Consider the following 22,685-nt stretch of genomic DNA (forward strand, 5'->3'; position numbering starts at 1 on the left):
TTGAGAAAATCTGCCCTGATTTAGAGCTTTTCTTAGGAGGAGCGGAAGCCGATTTTCGATGACATACAATCGAAAACAAGAATAGCTAGAGTCTGTCTGGTTCAATATGAACCTGACAGACTCTAGCGTCGCGCGTTGGGCACCCTCTCACCCCGCCTCCGCTTTGCTTAGGAGCGACCTTTTCCTTCCGGGCTTCGTCGCTCTGGCGCGACCGACCCTTGATACGGGCCCTGTCCGACATGTTTGAGTTCGCCATTTGTTGCCGAAGTTTAATCCTTGCGCTGATTGACACCCTTCGATCCCTCAGATTATCGGTACTTAAGAGCACTTATAAATTTGCCGTCGCCCAGAACCGGATTTACATTTTTTAACGTTTTGGAAGAATTGGATAAAATCAGGTTGATGCGTTTTGGCCGGAGACAGAAATTCCAGCGGTTCACACTGCTGAAGGAAGGATCATAGTGTCGCGTAAACTGTTCGCAGTCGTTGTCATCGTCGTTCTGGTGCTTGCCGCCGTTGGCTTCACTCTGTTCAAGCGTTCCGAGGCCAATCCGACCGATGGGCTGCTGCTGGCGGCGGTCAAACGGGGAGATGTGGAGGAAACGGTGCTTGCCACGGGCATCTTCAAGCCGTCCCGGCTGGTTGCTGTCGGTGCCCAGGTGTCCGGCCGTATCACGGCCCTGCATGTGAAAGTTGGCGACACGATCAAGAAGGACAGCCTGGTCGCCGAGATCGACTCGGTCACCCAGGTCAACGACCTGCGTACCTCGAAAGCCTCGCTGGCCGATATCAAGGCCCAGAAGGAAGAGGCCGAGGCGACCCTGGTCAGCGCCGAACTGGCATTGGTGCGCCAGCAGAATTTGCGGGCCAGCAATTCCGGCACCCAGGCCGATCTTGAAAGCGCGGTTGCCACCCGCGACAAGACCAAGGCGCAGATCGACAGCCTTCAGGCGCAGATCGTCAAGGCTGAAGTCGCCGTGGAAACCTCCGAGGCCGATCTCGGCTATACCCGCATCACCGCGCCCATGGATGGCACGGTTCTGGCCGTGGTCAACCAGCAGGGCCAGACCGTCAATGCCACGCAATCGGCACCCACCATCGTTATCCTGGGCGATCTGAACCAGATGATCGTGCGGGCGGAAATCTCCGAGGCCGATGTGGTCAATGTCAGGCCGGGGCAGGCGGTCTATTTCAACATTCTCGGCCAGCCTTCCGTCCGCCATGAGTCGGTGCTGAAATCCATCGAGCCCGCGCCGGAATCGATCACCAGTGATAGCAGCGTCTCGACTTCGTCCAGTTCCAGCTCGTCCAGCAGTTCCTCCAGCACATCATCTTCGGCCATCTATTATAACGGCATCCTGGACGTCGATAATTCTGATGGGCGGTTTCGCACCTATATGACGGCGGAAGTGCATGTCGTGCTTGGCGCGGCGAAGAATGTGCTGACGGTGCCGGCCTCGGCACTCGGCTCCGGCGTCAAGACCGGCAAGGCCAGTCTGCGGGTCGTGGGCGCCGATAATACGATTGTCACTCGACCGGTGGAAATCGGCCTGAATGACGGGGTCAATGCCGAGGTGAAATCGGGCTTGAGCGAAGGGGAGAAGATCGTTATCGGCCAAGCCGATCCTTCCGCCAGATCGGCACCTGGGGGCTTTGGGCCGCCGCCCGGGGGGATGTGATTCATGGCCCTGCTTGAGCTGAAGAATCTCACCCGTATCTATCGCTCCGGGGAGCAGGATGTCGCCGTCCTCAAGAGTGTCAATCTCAGCATCAATCGCGGCGAAATGGTCTCGATCATCGGGCCATCAGGGTCGGGAAAATCGACGCTGATGAATATTCTCGGCCTGCTCGACCGGCCGAGTAGCGGCACGTATGAGATCGATGGCAAGCGTACCGACCAGTTGGACAGCGACGCGCTGTCGGCGCTTCGGCGTGAGCATTTCGGCTTCATCTTCCAGCGCTATAACCTGCTCTCGGATCTGACGGCGCTTGGCAATGTGGAAGTGCCAGCGATCTATGCCGGGATTTCGCCTTCGGACCGCCGCAGCCGGGCGACCAAAATCCTGCAAAGGCTGGGCATGGGCGAACGGCTGCGTCACCGGCCGGGGCAATTGTCCGGCGGTCAGCAGCAGCGTGTGTCCATCGCCCGCGCGCTGATCAATGGCGGCGAGGTGATCCTGGCCGATGAACCGACCGGCGCGCTCGACAAGCATAGCGGCGAGGAAGTGCTGCGCATTCTCGACGAATTGCACGCTGAGGGCCGCACCATCATCATCGTCACCCACGATCCGGGCGTTGCTGCGCGCGCGGAACGGGTGATCGAGATTGCCGATGGCGAGATCATCGCCGACCGCCGCCAGGATAAGCCGGTGCTGGTGCGTGAAAACACCCTGCCATCCACGGCCAAGCCGCATCGTTTCCCCGGTCTCGACCGGCTGGGCGAAGCCTTCATGATGGCGGTCAGGGCGCTTGCCTCGCATCGGCTGCGCACTTTCCTGACCATGCTGGGGATTATCATCGGCATCGCCTCGGTGGTGTCAGTGGTGGCGCTCGGGGCTGGCACCCAGCAGAAAGTGCTCTCCAACATCAACGGGCTCGGCACCAATACGCTGGAGATTTTCCCCGGCAAAGGATTTGGAGATACCCGTTCAGGAAAGATCACCACGCTGAAGGTCGGCGATGCCGATGCGCTGGCCCGGCTCTCCTATGTTTCTGCCGTAACCCCGACCGTTTCTACCTCAGGCACGGTGCGCTATGGCGCCACTGTCGCCAATGTGCTGGTCAACGGCGTCGGCGATCAGTATTTCACCGCCAAGGGTTCCAAGCTGCTGGCCGGGCGGCTGTTCGACCATGCAAGTGTCGTTGCCATGACCCAGGAGGCGGTGATCGACCAGAATGCCGCAAAGGCGCTGTTTGGCGACGATTCGGCCAGGGCGCTTGGCCATACGGTGTTCCTGACCGACGTGCCGGTGCGGATCGTTGGCGTCATCGAGGCCCAGCAAGGCGGCTTCGGTTCGAACTCCAATCTACAGGCCTATCTGCCCTATAGCAGTGTCCAGGCCCGATTCCTTGGCGATCTGTCGCTGCGCAGCATCACCGTCAGGTTGGACGACAGCGTCGATAGTTCCGTGGCCGAAAGCGCCGTTACCACCTTTCTCGCTGGCCGCCACGGCGAACAAGACTTCTTCATCCTCAACACCGACGACATCCGCAAGACCATTGTCAGCACTGCTCAGACCCTGACGTTGCTGGTGGCGGCGATTGCAGTGATCTCGCTGATCGTCGGCGGCATTGGGGTGATGAATATCATGCTGGTTTCGGTGTCCGAACGGGTCAGCGAGATCGGCGTGCGCATGGCGGTCGGGGCGCGCCGCCAGGATATTCTCCAGCAATTCCTGATCGAGGCGGTATTGGTCTGCCTGATCGGCGGCGGCCTCGGCCTTGGTTTTGCGCTGTCGATCGGCTTTCTCTTTAGCCTGCTGGTCAAGGATTTCCAGCTGGTCTATTCCACCACCTCCATGGTGGCAGCCTTCAGCTGCTCGTGCCTGATCGGCCTCGTTTTCGGCTTCATGCCCGCCCGCAATGCGTCAAGGCTCGATCCGGTGGCGGCACTGTCAAAGGATTGAGAAGGCGGGGCAAAAGAGAAGCCCCGCCTTCTTGCCGGACCGGCTGGCGGGCCGTCCTGCTACTCTTCTTCCTTACGCTCCCGGCCTTACGCTCTGGGCCTCACGCTCCGGGAATGTAGGGAACGAGCAGTTTCGAGCCGTATTCCCCACCGAAGTGGATGATATGGCGGCCCTTGTTGAGGGTCGGAATGGGCGGTAATTGCGGGAATTCCGGCCTGATCAGCAGATCGGTTCCGGTCATCACCAGTTCCAGTGTTTCGCCCGGCTGCCAGCGGATGCCGTAAGGCCAGAAGCCGATTTCGACGGGCACAATCTCCCCCGCCTTCAGCTTGGCCGGACTGTCAAATGGCAGGAAGGGCTCAAGTGCGGTCGAACGTTCGGGGTCCATGGCCCGCAGCGAGACGCGCAGGCGGCCATTGGGGCCGACATGGGTGCGGTCCGTCACCACGTGGCATCCCTGCACCTTTCCGTTGCTGTCGCGCTTTCTGACGAAGGCAAACAGGTCCATGTCGTCATGGCCCTCGGCTTCCACCCAGAGCTTCAGGTTGAAGAAACCGGTGAGCTCGGTCAGTTCGTCGAAGGTGATGGAGAAGGCCACGCCTTCCTTGTCCGCGACATCGTAGGAAAGGCTGCCGGGCTCCCTCTGGCTTTCGTGGGTCAAAACAGGTTTGCCGTCCTTCAGCCCAAGGTGAAGCGCTTTGGTGACCTGACGTTTGAGCGGGAAGGCGACCTCGCTGCGATTGACGGTATCGCGGTTGCCGGGGTCCATCACAGACAGGCGGACGCGCGGCGTGGCCTCCCAGCCATTATCGATATCTTTCAGGTAGCGATCAAAGAAGCGGCGCAGATCATCGACATTCTCAGGGTTGAAATAATCGGTCCATTCATGGGTATTGTTGACCCGCAACCATTTTTCCGTCGATGAAATGGATGACCAGCCGCGAAATGTGCCGCCCGTATGCAGAAGATTGGTCCAGGAAGCCACCACATAGGCGGGAACATCAATGTTTTCGAGGCCAGAGATCTTGGTTTTCCAATAGTCGTCGAGGAGCGGATGGGTGGCCGTCATGGCGGGAATGTCTTCCACCAGACCGTGACCGCACAGCCGTCCGAATATGCCTTCCGAGAAGATGAATTCCGGAATCCCGCCACGGCAGGCCGTATCGCGGTAGATATCGGATGCCCCCTCCCAGGGGGCAATGGCGGCCAGATGCGGTGGGCGCAGGGCGGCGACAAACCATTGCGACATCGCCAGCATGGAATTGCCTGTCAGGCCGATCTTACCGTTGGACCAGGCTTGCTGCCCAGCCCATTCGATCAGGTCGTATTCGTCCTCCGGCTCCTGGCGGCCCCAGGCATGGATGTCGCCCTCGGAATTGCCAGCGCCGCGGCTGTCCGGCGCGATGATCACATAACCATGCGCCACCCAATAGGCCGGTGTCGGGGCTTCGAACTTGTTGAGCCCATCCTCCCATTCAACGGGCACATCCATGCGTGTTGGATGCCCGAAGAGATCGTTGTTAAGGGCGCCGCCGCGTTTGCCATAAGGACTCCAGCCGATAATGGCCGGATACTGGCCTTCTTCGACCGGGCGATATAGATCCGCCCGGATCGTCACGCCGTCGCGCAGCGTCACGGCCACATCCCGCTCCACCAGCACATCCGATTGCAGGGGCATGCCGCCTTCGCGGTGGGTACTGCCCTTTTTGAGAATGAAGCTGCGCTCATCCACCCGATAATTGGCGGAGTTCTCATCGACCACCGCTTTTCTGAAGATAACGTCGATGCCGTCTAAATTTTTGATAATATTCATAATTTTCCTCCATATGGTGCCGGTCTTCCTGCTGCTGGCCCCCATTGCTGGCCCGATTTTCGGGCAATGAAAAGCCATGGATTCAGGGTCCGGCCTCCTCCCACTGACCGCCATGTCATGTCCTGCATCGTGTTCATTTGCTCACGACAGGAAACACCCCGACGTTACGCCATTTGCATAAAAATGCAACGTATGTTTAATTTTTTTATTGGCTGCCGTCATTGACGCTCTGTTCGGTCACGGGGCAAAAGATCAACCAACGGCCTCATCGATAAAGCAGAGATGACCATGAGCGACGAACAACCCGCCAAGATAAAGCCGACCCGCGTCGGTAGGCCCCGGTTGGGAGCGGAGGTTGGCCGCGAGGCAATTCTCTCCAAAGCCATTCATGCTTTTGGCCGCCAGGGCTTTGACGGGGTCAATCTGCGGGAACTGGCAAGGCAGGTCGGAGTCAATATTGCGCTGGCAAATTATCACTTCGGCTCAAAAGCCGCCCTATGGGAGGCATGCCTCGAACGCATGAACCTGCGCGCGGCGCCCTGCATCAACGCTTTGCAGGCCATTTCGGCGGCCCCTTTGGCTTATTCTCAGAGAATGGCGGATTTCTATGCCGCCTTCATCCGCTTCAATGCCGACCTGCCGGATTATGGCCTGTTCATTCTCCAGGAGATGGTTCAGGAAGGCCCGCGCCAGGAACAGGTGAAAGCCTCGCTGATCGATCCTTTTCACGATGTGACGGTGCCGCTGCTCTTGGAAGGAATGGACCTGGGACTGGTCCACCGGCAGGATGCATCCCTGCTGTTTTTCACCCATTCCATCACCATTTCGCACGTTCTGGCAGGCCAAGGCGCCATGGCGTTTTTTCTAGAGGAAGAAGATCGTCGGGAGCAAACATTGAAGGATATTCTGGCAATGATCATCCGCTCCGCAGTCGGCGTGCTGACGGAGGAATTTGAGCAGGCGATGGCATTGGCCACCAAAGTCGCATAATCATTTTAATGGTGGCAGGCGGCTTAAATACTCTTTCTGGCGGTTTGCCCCTCAGGCCCGCGCCATAGCCTCGCCCCTGATCCACCACCTCTATGGTGGCAGCTTTCAGTTGCTCCTGCCTGATCGGTCTGGTCGTCGGCTTCATGCCGGCCCGCAATGCGTCAAGGCTGGGCCTGGTAGCGGCGCTGTCAAAGCATTGACAGGCTATTTGCCTTATACGGAGATTCATTGAAAATGACTCTTCGTATTCCCATTGAATATATCAGGTCTATGATGCATTTGGGATGTTTTTAATTCGAGGATGCGTCAGCATCGTCGAGACTTGGTGTGAGTGAAAAATATCGTATATATTTAATTCATTCGAAATAACAAAAAGGCGAAGCATCTTTTTGAAGCTTCGCCTCGCTATTGCTGTTAGATATTACGCAGAAATTCCGCTATGGCGGTATTGCGGCAATAATACAGCTCTCTGCAGCCAATTTTTCAGATAATCCAGCTCGCAGGTTTGAATTTCCCGTAATAAACCTGAAGGCGGTCGACTTCATTACCGGAGCGACCTGAGAAGCCCATGACAAAGCTGCCGCTCGGGGGTGACCAATCAAATGCGCTGCCGCCGCCGCCGCCGCCGCCAATGCCGCGACCGTCGCTGATCTGGAACTGAACTTGGTCGAGCCGGTTGCCTGATCGTCCCGATATCCGCGTTATGAACTGCCCCTCAAGGATCTGAAGGGTTCCGCGGTCGCTGCCACCACCGCCGCCATGGGTCTTCGTGGAAAATTGTCCGGTGTCGTCGATATAGGACGTGCGCAGTTGGTCCGTGCGGTTGCCTGTGCGCAGGCCGATTGCGCTCACTCGGGTTTTCCGCGAAATATAGGTGCTAATGTCGATATCATCGAACGGGCTGCCGCCGTCGCCGCCCCAATAACTGCTGGTTTGTACATTGAATTTGAGCGTCGGTGTGCCATTCTTGAGTGAGGGGAGGTTTAGAGCAGGAAAGTTTCCAGCCGCCGCCGTCCCGAAAGCGCTCATCTGCGTTTTGATGGCATTGATATCGCTGGTAGCGGTACTCGTATTCGTGATCAATGTCTGATCGCTAAAGCCGCCGTAAAAATTGTAAATATTTGAGATCCAGTTCATCTGGTTCAAAGCTTGTGTAATCGTCGTGAGGCTACCGGTCAGGCCTGAATCAATGCTCCCGCCCGTAAAGTAGTTGCGATTGGCGCTCACCTTATCGAAGGCGTTCCCAGCGTTGGGCACGGCTTCATATCCGGTACTGGAAATAGATGTCACCACCGGCGCATCGATGGGAATGGATGGGAATTTGACGGCAAAGGCTACGAAATCGCTGGGCAGTGGCAGTGCTGGATTGAGCAACCCAGTGACCTTCTGGCGGAAGGCATAGTTAACCGTTGTGACTTTGAGGAAGTTGGTCATAGCGGTTTGCAGGCTGCCGCCAACCGAAACGCCATCGAAGATACCGTTTGCCTTCAGGCTGGTGACGAGTGAGGCCTGCTCTTCCCGGGTTTGAGAGTAGAAAGTGTAAACCGCCATGTATTCACCGCCGGTTTGGACACTCGACACGAAGGAATCGCCATACGCGCGGACAAATTGGTTTGCCGAAGCATCGTCTGTCGGAATGCTGATACCTTGTTCGAAGGACACGTCGGTGAAGCTGGTCCCGCCAGTTCCGTGCCGAGCATAGACGGTGACCGATACGCTGTAGGTGGTCACCTTGAGTGACGCCATGAACTCCATTTTTTCGTCGGCACCGCCCACCGGACCAAAGCCCACTGAAAGTGACTGATCAATCGACAGCGATTTTGCCAATTCTTCGATTGTGGTGCTGACCGAGCAGATGACTTCGCTGCTGGCACCGGTTGTGGCCGATTTGCCTTGAACAGCCGTGGAAAGGCCTTGCCCGAGGACACTGTTATATCCCTGAAACAGTGTCGTGGGCGCAGTGGCTTTGACGCTGGAAACTTCAATATTCATTAATAATTCCTCTCTCGTTCAAATTTGATGAACGATTGAATATTCTTTAGGTTGTAAATTCGGTCAATACAATCTAAAGGCCTTTTTTGGGTGTACTTCCTTGGCGTGGACATCAATCAATTTTGCTGGTTTGCGGCTCGACACCAAGCGTCATTGGTTCGCCCCTAGAGCATCGATCCAAACGGAGGCTTCAGCCGAGTTTGGAAAAATCGATGCATAAACAAAAAATTAGTGCACGAAAGCATGAACGAAGTGAATGCGTCAGTGCACTAGAGCGCCGCGCAGAAAAAAGTCACGGAAAATGGCTCAGTCCGGTGACAACGCCTGACTTTGACTTAGACATCATGCTGGGCCTTGTGGCGTGCAGCGAATACAAAGGCTCAAAGATGCTGACGCATCCTCGCCTGACGAAAGTTTCAAACATCTCAAGCCCTTGATGGATTTGAGATACTCGAAGTCTCTTCAAAGCGAGTACGTGCCCATCAGCCCCCAAGTCGCGCCACAGCCTCGCCCCTGATCCGCTCCACCATTGAGCGCAGGCCGTTGGCGCGTTGGGCGGAGAGGTGTTCGATCAGGCCGAGCTTGCCGAACAGGTCGAGGGCGTTAAAGCCTGCGACTTCTGAGGCGGTCTTGCCGGAATAGGCTGATAGCACGATGGCGACCAGGCCCTTGACGATATGGGCATCGGAATCGCCTTCGAACGTCAGGATCGGGTCAGAACCTTCGCCCGCCTTCGTCACCAGCCAGACCTGGCTGGCGCAGCCCTTGACCTTGTTTTCAGCGATACGCTGTTCTTCCGGCAGGTCCGGCAGGGCCTTGCCCAGTTCGATCACGTAGCGGTAGCGGTCTTCCCAATCGTCGAGATAGGCGAAGTCGTCGATAATCTGGTCGATGGGCGTCATGGGAGGGTCATCCAGGCGGTTTTTCGGGTGTTTTGAGTGGCCTCCGCTGATGGCTTTGGAAGCGCTTGAGGCGATATAGGCCTTTCCCATGCGGAAATGAACCGGCTGCGCCGTTAAAAATCACTCAACCTGCGGGTTTCGGTCTTGGTCTCGGAACGGTGATGGTCAGCGGCACGCCATTGCCAGCAGCAGAGACCGTACCGGTGACCATATGGTCTTCGCTGGCAGCAGCAGGGGTGGCGATAGCCGCTTCCTTGACGCTGCCATGGGCCGGCGCCGCCTCGACGCTGATGGCCTGATGATCCTCTCCGGTGCCGAACTGACGGTTAAGCAATTGATAAGCGACCAGCGCGCCTTCACGCGCCCGGATTCCGATGGCCTGAAGTGTCTGGCCACCCTTTATGCAGACATCGGGCTTTTCGCCGCAGAGGCCGGAAACGTAATCATAGGCGCCGGATGCGGCCGAAACGGCGTTTGCCAGCTCGAATTGCGGTGCAGATGCCGAACCGTCACGCGGCGCGCCGCCCAGATAGGACAGGGCGACCAATACCAGCGTAAACCAGAATGCTCCCTTGATCAGAAACCACATGACCGCTTATCCGTCTCGTTCTGCGACATTTTTTCGTCTGTCGCGTCGGTTGCGCCGGTCGAATGGCCGGGCTGCTGCGAAACAGACTATGATTCGCGCGGAAATATCGCTTTGCAAAACATAATCGGATTTTCTGCGTATTTTCATAAAATGCGATCTTTCCGCATTTGAACCACATTCTAGTCAAAGTTTAACGACTGAGGTTAAGCATAATTGCGGCAGAACCCTTCTGTTCCCGGGCTTTTTCATTCCACCTGATGCCACAGATATTAACGTGATGCGGAAAAACATGCAAAATCCGTTGCTTACGCCACGTTAACCATGTTTTCGAAAGCTTCTGACCCCTGTCCCTTTCCGAGACGGAAACACCGGTTTAGGCGGGTTTTGCAGCTTTCCCTTTATCTTTTCCTTAAGGCGGCGACCTCTATTGTTTGGTCAGTAAAGAGGACCGCAAGTCGCGGAAATTTGGCGTGTTGGTATTGAGTAAAATCGCTGATCGGGCAAAGACCCTTCTCGACGAAGCCGTGACCCTGGTGGTGACGCGCATCGGCGCGGAAGCCTCGCCGTCTCGCGCCGAAGTTGCGGCGGCACGTTGCGTGGTCCTGGCCTGCTTGCCCGCTCTGGTCCTCGTGCCGCTCACCCTGTCCTTCTTTCAAGGTGTCGCCGTGGCCCTGCCGCTTGGCGTTGCCATTGTTGCCGGCCTGTTTCTGATCGCCGTGGTCGCCGCCCTGTGGCTGGCGCGCCTGTCTTCTCGCCAGCCGGCTATCCGCCATTCCCTCGACACGAGTGCTTCCATCGATCTGTCGCTGTTTCCCGGCATGGTTTTCACCCTGGATGCCCAGGCGCGGGTAGAAACCGTCGGCGGGCGCGATGCCCGCGACTTCCTGCCTTTCCTGCGCAATCCGCTCGGCCGTCCCTTCATCGATCAGGTGCATGTTACCGACCGTATCGCCTTTGTGCGTGCCTTTGACGCCCTGCGCCAGGGCGAGGATATCGGTCGTGTGAAGCTGCGGCTTGCCCGCCCCACCAATGCCCATTCTGAAGGCTCTAACGGCGAAAACCTGCATGGCGAAATCACGAGCGACGAGGCTGCCGATGGCACGCTGATGGCGGTTGGGCTTGACATGGCCGTGCGCCGCGACGAGCGCGGTGGCATTGCCGGGATTTTCGTGCAGATGCTGGATTGCCGCGAGCAACAGCAGATGGCGCAGCGGCTGGTCAAGCTCGATGCCGATTTGCAGACGGCCAATGAAGCCAAATCTCGCTTTCTCGCTGCCGTCAGCCATGAATTGCGCACGCCGCTGAATGCCATACTCGGTTTTTCCGATATTCTGATGGGCGATTATTTCGGCCGGATGGAAGATGAACGTCACCGGGAATATGTGCGGTTGATCCGCCAATCCGGCGGCCATCTTCTGTCGGTCGTCAATACCATGCTCGATATGTGCCGCATCGAGGCCGGGCGCTACGAATTGCTGGTGGAGCCGTTCTCGCTTTCGCAGGCCATTCACGATTGTGAAAACATGCTGGCCTTGCAGGCGCAGGAAAAAGGCGTGAAGCTCACCAGCCGCATTGGCCGCGATGTGAGCGAGCTGACCGCCGATCCGCGCGCCGTGCGTCAGATCCTGATCAATCTTGTTGGTAACGCCATTAAATTCACCGAGCCGGGTGGTGTTGTCACCGTGGATGCGGCACGTTTCGGCAAGGATCTGGTGATCTCTGTCAGCGATACGGGTATCGGTATCGCCCAGGATCGCATCCTTCTGCTTGGCCAGCCTTTCGTTCAGGTCGACAGTGATTATAACAGGAAATTCGACGGCGTCGGCCTGGGCCTGTCGCTGGTCAAGGGGCTGGTTGCCCTGCATGGTGGCACATTCCTGTTGACGAGCCGTGAGGGGGAGGGGACGGTGGTTTCCATCACCCTGCCAATCGACGGATCGGGCATTGCCCGGGTTCAATCCACAGGCGAAAGCCGTCAGATCGAATTTCCGCCACGCTTGCCCGTCAGTGAAAGGCAGCCTGGTCGCGAGAGGCTCGATGGCTCAAAAAGCGAGATCTTGGGGAGCGACAGGGCGGGGCTTGCCCAATCGTCGCGGCAGCACCAGATGGATGAGGTCTGTTTTGAAGAGGGTGCGGGACAAACGCATGAGCAGCAGGGTAGCGGGCAGCCGGGCCAAAGGATGGGCCAGCAAAAGGATGTGAATGACGACGCGAAAGCGAAAATCGCCTGATAAAAGAAAACCGGCCCGCAAGGAGCCGGGTTTTCTGATGATGGCCGCTCGAGCGTCCATGCGCCTCTGTGCGCGCAATCCAGCCCGGTTCACCAGCACGGTCGGCTTTGTCGTGGTCATGGGTTTCGTTGCGGCCAATGCGTTCTGGTATCAGCCGGGACGGCATCCGTCTCCCTTCCTGCGCACCCGCGATCCGCATGATTTCACCGCCATGCTGGGATTGAACAGCAACCATTCCCTGAAACCCGACCCTGATGATGTCACCACGTTCCGTATCCAGCGCCAGACGGCGGAAAACACCCCTGTCAGCCCAGCGCTCGGCACCGGTGGTTCAGCAACAGGTGTGGTGCCGGCCTCGGATACCGGTACCGATCCCCTGACTGCCAGCATTCAGGCGCAGCTCATTCGGCTGGGGCTTTACGATGGCGCCGCCGATGGCAAACGTGGACCCCGAACCGATGCGGCAATCAGCGCTTATCAGCGGCGGATCGGCATGTCCGTTACCGGCGCGCCCAGCGATGACCTGCTGGCGGCGATGAGCGTCGATCAGAAATCACCCGCCAGTGCTGACCCCAAAGGGAGTGCTGACCCCAAGGGGAATGCGCCCCTAGTGCGCCCTATGGAACGGCCAGTTCAAGTCACGGCGACAGCGGATGATGCCATCGATCCCGTGGCCGCAGCCATTCGCAATGCGGAAAAGACCGTCACCACCGCGCAGTCCGCGCCTGTGCGGCCCGCGCCCGCCCGGTTGCCCACGGCAACCCCCGTGTCGACCGCCGCCGTTTCTTCCGGCAAACCCCAGTCCGGCACAAGGGCAAATGCGCCGGTGCCGCAAGCGCCCGTTGCCGCCACCAGCCTTGCCTCGACCGGTGGCGATGATGCCATCGCGACCGGTGCAAGCGGGGAAGCAAGCCTGATCATGGATATCCAGCGCGGCCTTATCAATATCGCTTATACCGATATCAGCGTCGATGGGGTGGCTGGCGACAAGACCAAGGCTGCCATTCGCCACTTCGAGCGCCATTACAGGCTGCCGGAAACCGGTGAGCCGAATATGGCGGTGCTGAAAAAGCTGAAATCCATCGGCGCTTTGTAAGCGGCTTTCTCCAGCTTTTCCGTATGCCCCAACGCAAAACCTGTTTCCACTTTCCAAAAGTAAGCTCTAATAGGCGATTTTCCCGTTGATCAGCGGTTTCTGCCCCGACGAAAATTCTTGCTTGAGCGATTGACGCGCATCGCTGCTGATCACCGCCATGGGAGCCGTGACAACGGTACGGGCCGCCGAACCGGCCAGATTGGCTGTGCCGATCGCCACCAGCCCGACCCGATCGCCCAAAGTGGTTTGGCCGCCTTCCATGGATTGGCCAGCGATGTTCTTGCCCAGATTGCGGATGATCTCCGGACTGTCGGCAAAGGCCGTGTGGCCGAGCGGGTCATGGCTATCGACGCTGCTGGTGTCGATGGCGGTGATGCCGAGCACTTTCATGTCGGCGGCCAGCGGTTGTAGATCGGCCTGGCTCATGCCGCCGACCCGGCTGACGCCGCCCGACAGCCACCGCGACACGAACAGCGCCTTGTCCTTGTTGGAGGTGAAGATGGTGAAATGCGGCCGCTTCGTGCCCATTTCGATTAACTGGCGACGAAACACATCGACATCGATATCCGGCGAGGCCAGGATGACGTTGTTGACCTTGGTTGGAACCCCACCAGTGCGCATCGCCACGCCGCGCAACGCTTCCATGGTCAACCATGCGCCCATGGAATGGGAAATAATCGTCACATCGCCGACATTAGGGTTCTTCGCGGCTTGCAGGATCAGGTCTTCCAGCGCCCGCCGGGAATAGGTGGTGCTTTCCTTGTCGTAGAGATAGTCGAACACACTGCCGCGTGACGGCCATGTGAACAGGATCGGGGATGCGTCCGTGCCGGAATCATGGATGATCTGGGCAAAGCGGAAAACCGCATCCGAATACGTATTGTTAAAGCCATGCACGAAGATCACGGCCTGGCGTTTCTTGTTCCGGGTCGCGTTGAACCAATGCAAAGCCTCGGATTCCGTTGGGACTTTATCGGCCTTCAGCACCGCGAAATCATGTTCCGGGTTGGGGGGCACACGGGAAGGCCACTGCACTTCACCCACCTTGCGATTGCGCTCCGGGGGGATGGAAACGACCACATTATTCACTGAGATCGCTGTGCCGCGATCGCCGGAATAGAGGATACCGGGATCATCCGCCGCTTGGCGGGTGGTAAACACCAGCATATTGACCTGGCTGGCATCGCTGGCCACGGGAACGGGCTTCAGCACGCTTTCTGGCCGGCCCGCGCAGCCACCCAGCACGAGAACAATGAGTAAGGGGAACGCGGCGGCAAAAGCAGGACTGGACCTTGCCGGCCTGCATGCCGATGGCGAAGGCGCGAGGGCATATCCACGGTTCAAGGGAGAGCGGGCGTGTTCCCGCTTCCCGTTCCTGCGCCAGCCGAGGGTCGGCATCCTATTTCTCAGCTCCGATAGCATTGTTATCGGGAGCATGGGCATCGGGGACGTGCTTGTCGTGCGTCGGGTTTTTCTCCGGTTTGATCCGGAACCAGGTGATGTACAGCGCGGGCAGGAACAGCAGGGTCAGCACCGTTCCGACGACGATGCCGCCCATCATGGCAAAGGCCATCGGTCCCCAGAAGATCTGCCGCGAGATCGGGATCAGCGCCAGCGTGGCAGCGGCGGCAGTCAGCATGATCGGGCGCATTCGGTGTTCGGTGGCCTCGACCACCGCCGCAAAGGCCGCAACGCCCGATTTTCGCAGATCCTCGATCTGCACCACCAGGATGACAGAGTTTCGGATCAGGATGCCGATCAGCGCGAGCACGCCGAGCAGCGCCACGAAGCCAAGAGGCGCGTTGCTGGTGAGAAGCGCGATCACCACGCCGACCAGCGCCAGCGGCGCGACGGAAAACACCAGGAACAGCCGGTGGAAGCTCTGCAACTGGATCATCAGCAGCGTTGCCATGATGAACAGCATCAGGGGTGCGACCTGGACGATCGGCCCTTGCGACTTGCTGCTCTCCTCGACGGCGCCGCCGATATTGACGGCATAGCCTGCCGGAAGCGTCTTGGCGAACTCGGTGACCTTGCCGCTCAGCGCGTTGACGATGGTCGCGGGCTGGGTGGGGCCGTTGACGGCGGCTTCGATGGTGATTGTAGGCATGCGGTCGCGCCGCCAGATGGTCGGCTGCTCCAGTTCGTAATGGAAGGTGGCGACCGACGACAGCGGGATAGACTGACCGTTGCTGCTTGGCAATTGCAGGTCGACCAAGGTTTCGACGGAACCGCGATCCTTCTTTTCGGCACGGCTGACGACATCAATCAGGTAGATGTCGTCCCTGACCTTGGTGACCGTCGATCCTTCGACCACTCTGTTGAGGGTCTGGGCGATGTCTTCGGAGGTGACACCCAGTTGGCGGGCCTTGTCCTGCAACACATCTACCTTCAGCACGCGGGCCGGCTCATACCAGTTGAAGGCGATATTGGTGAGTAGCGGGTGGGTGCCGACAATGGCGGCCAGTTTGCCAGCATAATCGCGCACCTTCTGGATGTCGGGACCGGATACGCGGTATTGCACCGGCTTGCCGACCGGAGGTCCGATATCCAGCAGCTTCACATAGGCATCGGTGCCGGGGAAGGTTTGGCTGAGATAGGCCTGGAACTCTTGGCGCAGCTTGTCGCGCACGTCCAGCCCTTTGGTGACGATGATCATCTGGCCGAAGGTGATATCATCAGGCTGCACATCGAACGACAGGATGAAGCGCGGTGCACCGCGACCGACATAGGTCGACCAATGGTCGATATCAGGGTTGTTGGCCAATTGCTCCTGTTCAAACTTGGCCATCTGCCGGTTGGTTTCGTCGATGGAGCTGTTTTGCGGCAGGTTCCAGTCGACGATCAGTTCCGGGCGGTCGGAGCTGGGGAAGAATTGCTGCTGCACATGGGTCATGCCATAGAGCGACAGGGCGAAGGCGCCGATCGTTGCAACGATGGTCAGCCAGCGCCAGCGCAGGCAAAAGTGGAGCATGCTGGCAAACAGCCGGGCAAACCAGCCCTTGTGGTCGGCATGCTTCTTCATGGTCTTCGGCAGCATGGTGACGCCCAGAAGTGGCGTGAACAGCACAGCCACCACCCAGGACACCACCAGTGACACGGCGATAACGACGAACAGCGAGAAGGTGAATTCGCCCGCATTGCTGTTGTTCAACCCGACCGGGATGAAGCTGGCGACGGTGACGAGCGTTCCCGTCAGCATTGGAAAGGCGGTCGAGGTATAGACATGGGTGGCGGCCTTGCGCAGGCTGTCGCCCACTTCCAGCCGTGCCACCATCATTTCCACGGCAATCATCGCATCGTCGACCAGAAGCCCGAGCGCGATGATCAAGGCGCCGAGCGAGATGCGTTGCAGCGATATGCCGGCATATTGCATGAACAGGAAGGTGATCGCCAAAACCAGCGGGATCGAGATCGCCACCACCAGTCCGGCGCGCAGGCCAAGGCTGATGAAGCTGATGGCCAGCACGATGACGATTGCCTCGAACAGCGCATGGGTGAAGCTGGAAACCGCTTCCTCCACCACCGCCGGCTGATCGGCGACCCGATCGACGGACACGCCGACCGGCAGGTCCTGGATGACGCCGGCCATGGTCTTGTCCAGCGCCTTGCCGAAATTCACCAGATTGGCACCAGCCTTCATGCCGATCGCAAGACCGATTGCCGGCTTGCCATTGACCCGGAACATGCTGGTCGGTGGATCGGCATAGCCACGGCTAATGGTGGCGACATCGGTCAGCGGAAAGAACCGGTCGTTGACCTTGAGATTGATCGACCGCAGGCTGTCTTCCGAAATAAAGCGCCCGCCGACGCGAAGCGCGATCCGCTCCGGCCCGGCATCGATGAAGCCTGACTGGGTGACGGCATTCTGGGCCTGAAGCGTGGCGATGATCGCCGATTGGTCGATGCCGAGGGCAGCAATCTTGCGGGTGGAAAATTCGAGGTAGATCGCCTCGTCCTGCGTGCCGACAATGTCGACCTTGCCGATATTGGGAACGGTCAGCAGCTTGGTGCGGGCGCTCTCGACCAGGTCGCGCAATTGCCGATGGGTCAGGCCATCGCTGGTGAAGGCGTAGATATTGCCGTAAACGTCGCCGAAACGGTCGTTGTAAAACGGCCCGACGACGCCGGAGGGAAAGTCCCCCTGGACATCCTGGACCATGTTGCGCACGCGCAGCCATGTGGCGGGCACGTCGCGGGCCTTGGTGGTATCCAGCAGGTTGACGAAGACGATGGTCTGGCCCGCCGTGGTGATCGACCTAGTATAGTCGAGCGATTCCAGTTCCTGCAGCTTCTTCTCGATCCGGTCGGTGATCTGCTGGGTGACCTCCTGGGCGGAGGCGCCGGGCCATTGGGCCTGAATCACCATGGTCTTGATGGTGAAGGACGGGTCTTCCTCACGCCCAAGGCCGATATAAGCGAGCACGCCGGCCAGCGAAAACACCATCATGAAATACCAGACGAGGGAACGATGTTCGAGCGCCCAGTCCGACAGGTTAAATTTCTTCACGGGCGCGGCTCCTCATCGGTCTTGATCTTTTGTCCCTCGGCAAGCTGATTGGCGCCGGCGACGGCAACCTGCTCGCCTTCCTTCAAGCCGGACAGGACCTTCACCCGGTTGCCATCGGTGGTGGCGTCATCAAGGACAACCTTGCGCAGGGCGACCGAGGCATTGGCCCGATCGATCACCCAGACACCGGTTGCGCCGTCTTTTTTGAGGATGGCGGTCAACGGCAGCAGGATGACGCCGTCCTCTTCATCACGGCTTGCGGTCGCGGTCACCACGGCGCCGAGACGAAAGACCTCGGGGGCGTCGTTGATGGCGATCTTCAGCCGGTGGGTGCGGGTTTCCGCATCGGCTTCGGGGCCGATTTCGCGCAGCGTGCCGATGGCCTGCTTGGTGGGATCGAGCTGTAGCGCCACGTTGAACTTCGTGCCTTCCTTCAGCGCGCCGATCCGTCCTTCCGGGACATCGACGATCACGTCACGCTGGTCCAGCCGCGCGACTTTCATCACCGTCTGCCCGGCGGTCACTGTCTGGCCGACTTCGACGGACACTGACGTGACGACGCCGTCGAATTCCGCCTGAAGCCGCGCATACCCCAATTGCTCGCGGGCCTTGTCCAGCTTGGCATTTGCCTGGTCGAGACTTGCCTGGGCCGATTTCAGGCCCTGTTCGGCCACTTCGAAATCGGCGACGCTGCCGGCATTGATGGTGGCGAGTGTGCGCCGGCGCTTTTCGGTAATCTGCGCATTCTCAAAGGCCGCCTGGGCATTGCGCAGGTCGGCCTCGGCGCTGTTGACGGCAAATTGCAGCGCCAGCGGATCGATTTCGGCAACCACGTCGCCCTTGTGGACGAGATCGCCGACTTCGGCCTTGCGCAGGATCACTCGGCCGAGCGTGCGGAAGGCAAGATCGGTTTCGACCCGCGCCTGGACGACACCGGCAAAGCTGACCCCCGACAGGCGCTCGGCCTTGACGGTCATCGAGCGGACAGGACGTGGCCCGGCGGCCTGCTGGTCGTCCTCCTGGCTGCAACCGGCGGCAAGCGCCAGGGCAAGCAGAAAGGGAAGGGTGATGATTGGACGGTAGAGGCGCATGTCACTTTTCCTTAAAGGCTACGACCTGGCCGTCCGTCAGAAACTTGCCGCCGTCGGTGACGATGATGTCCCCGGGCGCGACGCCGGATGCCACCACGAAATCGCCGACGCGGTAGCGGGCAATGTCGATTTTGCGCAGCCTGACGGAGCTGTCGGCGGTGTTGACCGCCCAGACGGCGGGCTGGCCATTGGCCGAGGCCATGGCGCTCCAGGGGAGCACGATGCCCTGTTGCGGCTGGGCGCGGAACCGTCCGACGACAGTCGTGCCGAGCGACCATTGCGTGTCCGCGGGCAGGGCGACCTTGATACGGATGGTGCCGGCGCTGGTGTCGATGGCCGGAGAGACTTCGCGGATCTTGCCGTCCTGGGGATTGGCGCGGCCGCCGATCGGCGAGACCTCGACGGTATCGGACGGCGCACCTTCCAGGAAAAACGCTTCGAACATATCGAATACGGCATCGCGCGGTCCGTCATGGGCAAGCGTCAGGGCCGCCTGCGCCGCCGAAACCACCTGTCCCACCTCGATGCTGCGCGAGGTAATGATGCCATCGGCATCGGCCTTCAACTCCGTATAGGTCATCGCATCCTGGGCGGTGGCCAGATTGGCCTGCGCGGTTTGCAGCGAGCCTTGAGCCGTGGCGAGATCCTCTCGGGCCTGGTCGAAGGTGGATTGGGCAATGGTGTTGGTCTGGATCAGTACCTTGTAGCGGTCGAAGGCCAATTTCTTTTGGCGCATCGTTGCCTGGGCCGATTCCAGCCCGGCCTGGGCAACGGCGATATCAGCCTTCTGCTCGGTATTGTCGAGGAGTGCCAGAACGTCGCCCGCCTTGACCCGGTCGCCGACATCGACATGCCTCTCGATCACCCGGCCTGCGGTACGGAACGACAGGTCGGACTGCACCCGCGCTTTCACCGATCCGGAGATTTCCACCGAGGGCTGGTATTGCGCGGTTTGGGCCTTGGTCACCGTGACACTGCGCGGTGAAGACTGGCTCTCGGTCTTTTCATTGCAGCCTGCCAGACACAAAGCGAGCAGGACGCAAGCCAGTCCGGATAAAGTCGTTTGTAACCGCACTGTGAGGTCCCCACCATTGCATTCACGGGTCGTTTCGAGTAGATATCAATGACTGTACGGTTAGTCAATATAGTTGCCGGAGCGATAGTTACCGGTATAGGAATTGAAAGCGTAATGCGGGTGCTTTCGCTCCGTCGCCTCACGCAAGTCCGCTCGCTCAAACCTCAAGGAAAATGGTCATGGCAAAGCGATTGAAAACGATCAGCCGGGCCGAGCAGAAAGCGAGGCGCCCGCAGGAAATATTGGAAGCTGCATTTGAAGAGTTTCTGGACAAAGGTTTTTCTGCGACGCGTGTGGAAGATGTAGCTCTGCGGCTCGGCATTACAAAGGGCACGGTTTATCTTTATTTTCCGTCAAAGGAGGTGTTGTTCGAGGAGAGCATCCGGCAGATGTCGCTGCCGTTGTCCCAATTGCGTGCTTCTGCTGAAACATTGGAGGGCAGCTATGCCGAACGATTGAAGCAGATGATCGGCATGGCCTATGAGATGATCGCTGGTGATTGCAAGTGTAGCGAACTCCTGCGTCTGACGGTGAGCGAGGGGACCCGCTTTCCCCATATTGTAGACAGGCATTACGACGAATTCGTTGCGCCTCTGTTGAAAACGGTCTGCATGCTGGTGGAGGGGGGCGTCGCCGCCGGCGAATTTTTGCCAGGCCCGGCCGTTTCCGCTCCCGATGTTCTGATTGGGCCGGTCATCCACTTCAATCTCTGGTCAATTCTGTTTGCGCAACGCAGACCACTTGACCAAAAGGCCTACATGGAAGCCCATATCGATATGGTGATGCAGACCCTGATGCGCGGCAAGGGCGAATAATCCCGACTGCCCCGATGAATGCCTTTCTTTCCGTCAATCCTGTCTATAGAAAAGCGGGATGCGCCTTCGCTCCGATATTTTCGTCGCCGCCATCCTACGTCGCGTGTTTTTCGCCGGCGGCTTTGCCGCTGTGGAGCATAAGGGCATGGACCAAGCCGGCGCCATCTTCCTGCGCCAGCGGTTTCGCGATGGCCTGGAAAGTCTTTATGCTCCAGCCCCGCAAAGCCTGATTGAAGACGATGATGCCGAAATGTCAGGCGACCGTCGTTTCGAGCGCCGCCTGGACAGGGTCGATGCCCGCGAGGTCGAATCCCTGATGGAACGCGAGCGCCGTTTTGACCCGGATCTATGGCTGGTGGAAATCGAGATTGACCAGTTGGATGGTCTTTTGTCGCTGGTTGGCGAAGGAAGCTGAAGGGCGGCCACGCTTATTGCTGCCCTCTGTCTTTTCAGGACAATCGGGTTCCATTTTTCACGGACATAGTCTCAACGCGAAGCCGACACCGCCACTGGTTGGACGTCGCTCTGACTGCTTTGATAGGTATAGCGGTCGGCTCTCAGCCAGGCATCGATGCGCTTTTCGCAGTCTCTGCCGTCGAGCGCCGCGATCAGTCTGGCGACGCGCGGTTCGCCCTGCTGCAATTGGCTGAGATGCGGATAGAGGCGGGTCAGTATGAAAATCATGTCGGGAATGGCCATGGCAAGGCCGGTCAGCGTCGTGGCCAGCTGCTGGCCGGAGGTGTCGAGCAGGATACGTTCGGCCAGCCATCGGCTTGAAGACAGCGCATCGGCCAAGGCCGTGGCAAAACTGCCTGCTTCGTTTTCACGGGCAAACCGCACCAGCAGGGCCGCCTGCACGGAGCTGAGAGTGCGCCGACCCAGGCGATCACGGTCCTGGCGATGAAGGTGACGATCCAGCGCCTTCAAGGTCTGGCGCAAGGCTTCCTCGCGTTGTGCCCTTGTAGGATTGTATGTCGGATCCTGTTCCTGCTTCTCTACGGAAAGCTGATCTGGCTCCTGCGCCACCGTCTGTTCTTCCGGCACTTTCTCAGGGGCGATAGCGGGCATGTTTTCGGGCTCGGCACCCGCGTCGGACCTCAGGCGAATGGCGCGGGGCGGTGCTTCCATCATGTCCTGGACAATATCATCGTTGTCCACGTGCTGGGCGTGCTCGGGCAGGGGGTCGATGAAGCGCAGGCCTGCCAGTGCATCGATGACGGCGGGCGACAAAGCCTCGCGGCGCACGATGGTGCGGGCGTGGTGTATGCCCTGGGTGCGGGCGATGGTGATGAGCAATTCATCCGACAGGCAGGGCGATGCGATCAGGAATGGCGCGGCAATGGCGAGCGGCTGACTGGCGATGAAAAATGCCACAGCTTCCGGCACATTGGGCGATTGCGATAGCGCCGCCACGGCGTCGCGCCTCGCCTCTTCGGAGGAGTATTGAAACAAGGGCTGGAACAGCAGGGCAAACTGCCGGAGATCGGCCTTGCGGGGATGTTCGAGGCTTTCGAAACTGGAAACGGTGGCCATTAAAACCACGTCCTTCTTGCGGCCGATCCTCGGATTTTCCAACGCCCGAAATTGATGATCCACGACATTACCCGTCCCAACGCAATACCAATTCGGTCAAAATAGACGGTAATCGTTAGCAAGCTGTTAACCATCGACAGTGTTTAATAAGGAAACTTTGATAAAGCAGCATATCCTTGCGTGAGCGTTGCAGCGGCATCGCTTTTACTCGGAAATGTTAGCAAGGGTTCCCGGAAAACGGGAAGCTCTTCAGTATAAAAGCAACTTTTCATGAGGATGGCTGTTTACCCCTCATGTCTGGAGAAAAGCGCAGAATGCCTGTCTTTGCTGCCCAAAACAGCAAGGCTGGATGTGCTGGCCCCTTTGCCGGGGCAGGATGAAATCGATCTCTTCATCCGTCTCATCTACCCCAAATGGAGACG

The 22,685-nt window shown here is 58.8% G+C and carries 17 protein-coding genes; 8 read left to right on the forward strand and 9 right to left on the reverse strand.

Features of this window, described 5'->3' with window-relative positions:
- Nucleotides 1-461: 461 nt before the first annotated feature.
- Both AVI_RS05125 and AVI_RS05130 read left to right on the forward strand, forming a co-directional pair.
- A complete protein-coding gene (locus tag AVI_RS05125) occupies nucleotides 462-1,679 on the forward strand; it encodes an efflux RND transporter periplasmic adaptor subunit (protein WP_015915346.1) in 1,218 nt (405 codons plus the stop codon).
- A 3-nt stretch (nucleotides 1,680-1,682) separates the two neighbouring features.
- On the forward strand, nucleotides 1,683-3,626 hold the full coding sequence (locus AVI_RS05130) for a MacB family efflux pump subunit (protein ID WP_015915347.1): 1,944 nt from the start codon (nucleotides 1,683-1,685) through the stop codon (nucleotides 3,624-3,626).
- 100 nt (nucleotides 3,627-3,726) lie between these two features.
- On the opposite strand, the gene AVI_RS05135 is transcribed toward AVI_RS05130, so the two are convergent.
- The gene (locus tag AVI_RS05135) at nucleotides 3,727-5,439 is read right to left on the reverse strand and encodes a CocE/NonD family hydrolase (RefSeq protein ID WP_049777144.1); all 1,713 of its coding nucleotides are present in this window, start codon (nucleotides 5,437-5,439) and stop codon (nucleotides 3,727-3,729) included.
- A 288-nt stretch (nucleotides 5,440-5,727) separates the two neighbouring features.
- On the opposite strand from AVI_RS05135, the gene AVI_RS05140 reads away from it, so the two are divergent.
- Nucleotides 5,728-6,429: a TetR/AcrR family transcriptional regulator gene (locus AVI_RS05140; RefSeq protein ID WP_187152378.1), complete on the forward strand. Its 702-nt coding sequence runs from the start codon at nucleotides 5,728-5,730 to the stop codon at nucleotides 6,427-6,429.
- A gap of 483 nt (nucleotides 6,430-6,912) precedes the next feature.
- Here AVI_RS05140 and AVI_RS05145 read toward each other — a convergent pair whose 3' ends face one another.
- Nucleotides 6,913-8,421, reverse strand: coding sequence for a jacalin-like lectin (locus tag AVI_RS05145; protein WP_015915350.1), 1,509 nt, complete (start codon nucleotides 8,419-8,421; stop codon nucleotides 6,913-6,915).
- 212 nt (nucleotides 8,422-8,633) lie between these two features.
- On the opposite strand from AVI_RS05145, the gene AVI_RS30465 reads away from it, so the two are divergent.
- Nucleotides 8,634-8,858 (forward strand): hypothetical protein, encoded by a 225-nt coding sequence (locus AVI_RS30465; RefSeq protein ID WP_139192281.1) that lies wholly within the window; start codon nucleotides 8,634-8,636, stop codon nucleotides 8,856-8,858.
- Between the two features lie 45 nt (nucleotides 8,859-8,903).
- On the opposite strand, the gene AVI_RS05150 is transcribed toward AVI_RS30465, so the two are convergent.
- Together AVI_RS05150 and AVI_RS05155 are read right to left on the reverse strand one after the other, a co-directional pair.
- The gene (locus tag AVI_RS05150) at nucleotides 8,904-9,323 is read right to left on the reverse strand and encodes a SufE family protein (RefSeq protein WP_015915351.1); all 420 of its coding nucleotides are present in this window, start codon (nucleotides 9,321-9,323) and stop codon (nucleotides 8,904-8,906) included.
- Nucleotides 9,324-9,447: 124 nt separating this feature from the next.
- A complete protein-coding gene (locus tag AVI_RS05155) occupies nucleotides 9,448-9,912 on the reverse strand; it encodes a DUF5330 domain-containing protein (protein WP_015915352.1) in 465 nt (154 codons plus the stop codon).
- 470 nt (nucleotides 9,913-10,382) lie between these two features.
- Here AVI_RS05155 and AVI_RS05160 point away from each other — a divergent pair, with 470 nt between their 5' ends.
- Together AVI_RS05160 and AVI_RS05165 are read left to right on the forward strand one after the other, a co-directional pair.
- On the forward strand, nucleotides 10,383-12,143 hold the full coding sequence (locus AVI_RS05160) for an ATP-binding protein (RefSeq protein WP_139192280.1): 1,761 nt from the start codon (nucleotides 10,383-10,385) through the stop codon (nucleotides 12,141-12,143).
- Between the two features lie 37 nt (nucleotides 12,144-12,180).
- Nucleotides 12,181-13,239 (forward strand): peptidoglycan-binding domain-containing protein, encoded by a 1,059-nt coding sequence (locus AVI_RS05165; protein WP_234688936.1) that lies wholly within the window; start codon nucleotides 12,181-12,183, stop codon nucleotides 13,237-13,239.
- 66 nt (nucleotides 13,240-13,305) lie between these two features.
- On the opposite strand, the gene AVI_RS05170 is transcribed toward AVI_RS05165, so the two are convergent.
- Genes AVI_RS05170 through AVI_RS05185 form a run of 4 tightly spaced genes read right to left on the reverse strand, consistent with a single transcriptional unit; the run spans nucleotide 13,306 to nucleotide 19,915 of the window.
- Complete coding sequence (locus AVI_RS05170; protein ID WP_015915355.1) at nucleotides 13,306-14,637, reverse strand: alpha/beta hydrolase; 1,332 nt, start codon at nucleotides 14,635-14,637, stop codon at nucleotides 13,306-13,308.
- A 1-nt stretch (nucleotide 14,638) separates the two neighbouring features.
- Nucleotides 14,639-17,749, reverse strand: coding sequence for an efflux RND transporter permease subunit (locus AVI_RS05175; protein ID WP_015915356.1), 3,111 nt, complete (start codon nucleotides 17,747-17,749; stop codon nucleotides 14,639-14,641).
- Nucleotides 17,746-18,840 (reverse strand): efflux RND transporter periplasmic adaptor subunit, encoded by a 1,095-nt coding sequence (locus AVI_RS05180; protein ID WP_015915357.1) that lies wholly within the window; start codon nucleotides 18,838-18,840, stop codon nucleotides 17,746-17,748. Before AVI_RS05180 ends, AVI_RS05175 begins: the two co-directional genes overlap by 4 nt.
- A gap of 1 nt (nucleotide 18,841) precedes the next feature.
- Nucleotides 18,842-19,915 (reverse strand): efflux RND transporter periplasmic adaptor subunit, encoded by a 1,074-nt coding sequence (locus tag AVI_RS05185; RefSeq protein WP_015915358.1) that lies wholly within the window; start codon nucleotides 19,913-19,915, stop codon nucleotides 18,842-18,844.
- A gap of 179 nt (nucleotides 19,916-20,094) precedes the next feature.
- Between AVI_RS05185 and AVI_RS05190 the strand changes: the two genes are divergently transcribed.
- Nucleotides 20,095-20,730 (forward strand): TetR/AcrR family transcriptional regulator, encoded by a 636-nt coding sequence (locus AVI_RS05190; RefSeq protein ID WP_041696364.1) that lies wholly within the window; start codon nucleotides 20,095-20,097, stop codon nucleotides 20,728-20,730.
- Between the two features lie 58 nt (nucleotides 20,731-20,788).
- The gene (locus AVI_RS05195) at nucleotides 20,789-21,145 is read left to right on the forward strand and encodes a DUF1491 family protein (RefSeq protein WP_015915360.1); all 357 of its coding nucleotides are present in this window, start codon (nucleotides 20,789-20,791) and stop codon (nucleotides 21,143-21,145) included.
- Nucleotides 21,146-21,216: 71 nt separating this feature from the next.
- Here AVI_RS05195 and AVI_RS05200 read toward each other — a convergent pair whose 3' ends face one another.
- Complete coding sequence (locus AVI_RS05200) at nucleotides 21,217-22,326, reverse strand: DUF2336 domain-containing protein (protein ID WP_080516960.1); 1,110 nt, start codon at nucleotides 22,324-22,326, stop codon at nucleotides 21,217-21,219.
- Nucleotides 22,327-22,685 lie beyond the last annotated feature (359 nt).

The organism is Allorhizobium ampelinum S4 (genome assembly GCF_000016285.1).
GTDB lineage: Bacteria > Pseudomonadota > Alphaproteobacteria > Rhizobiales > Rhizobiaceae > Allorhizobium > Allorhizobium ampelinum.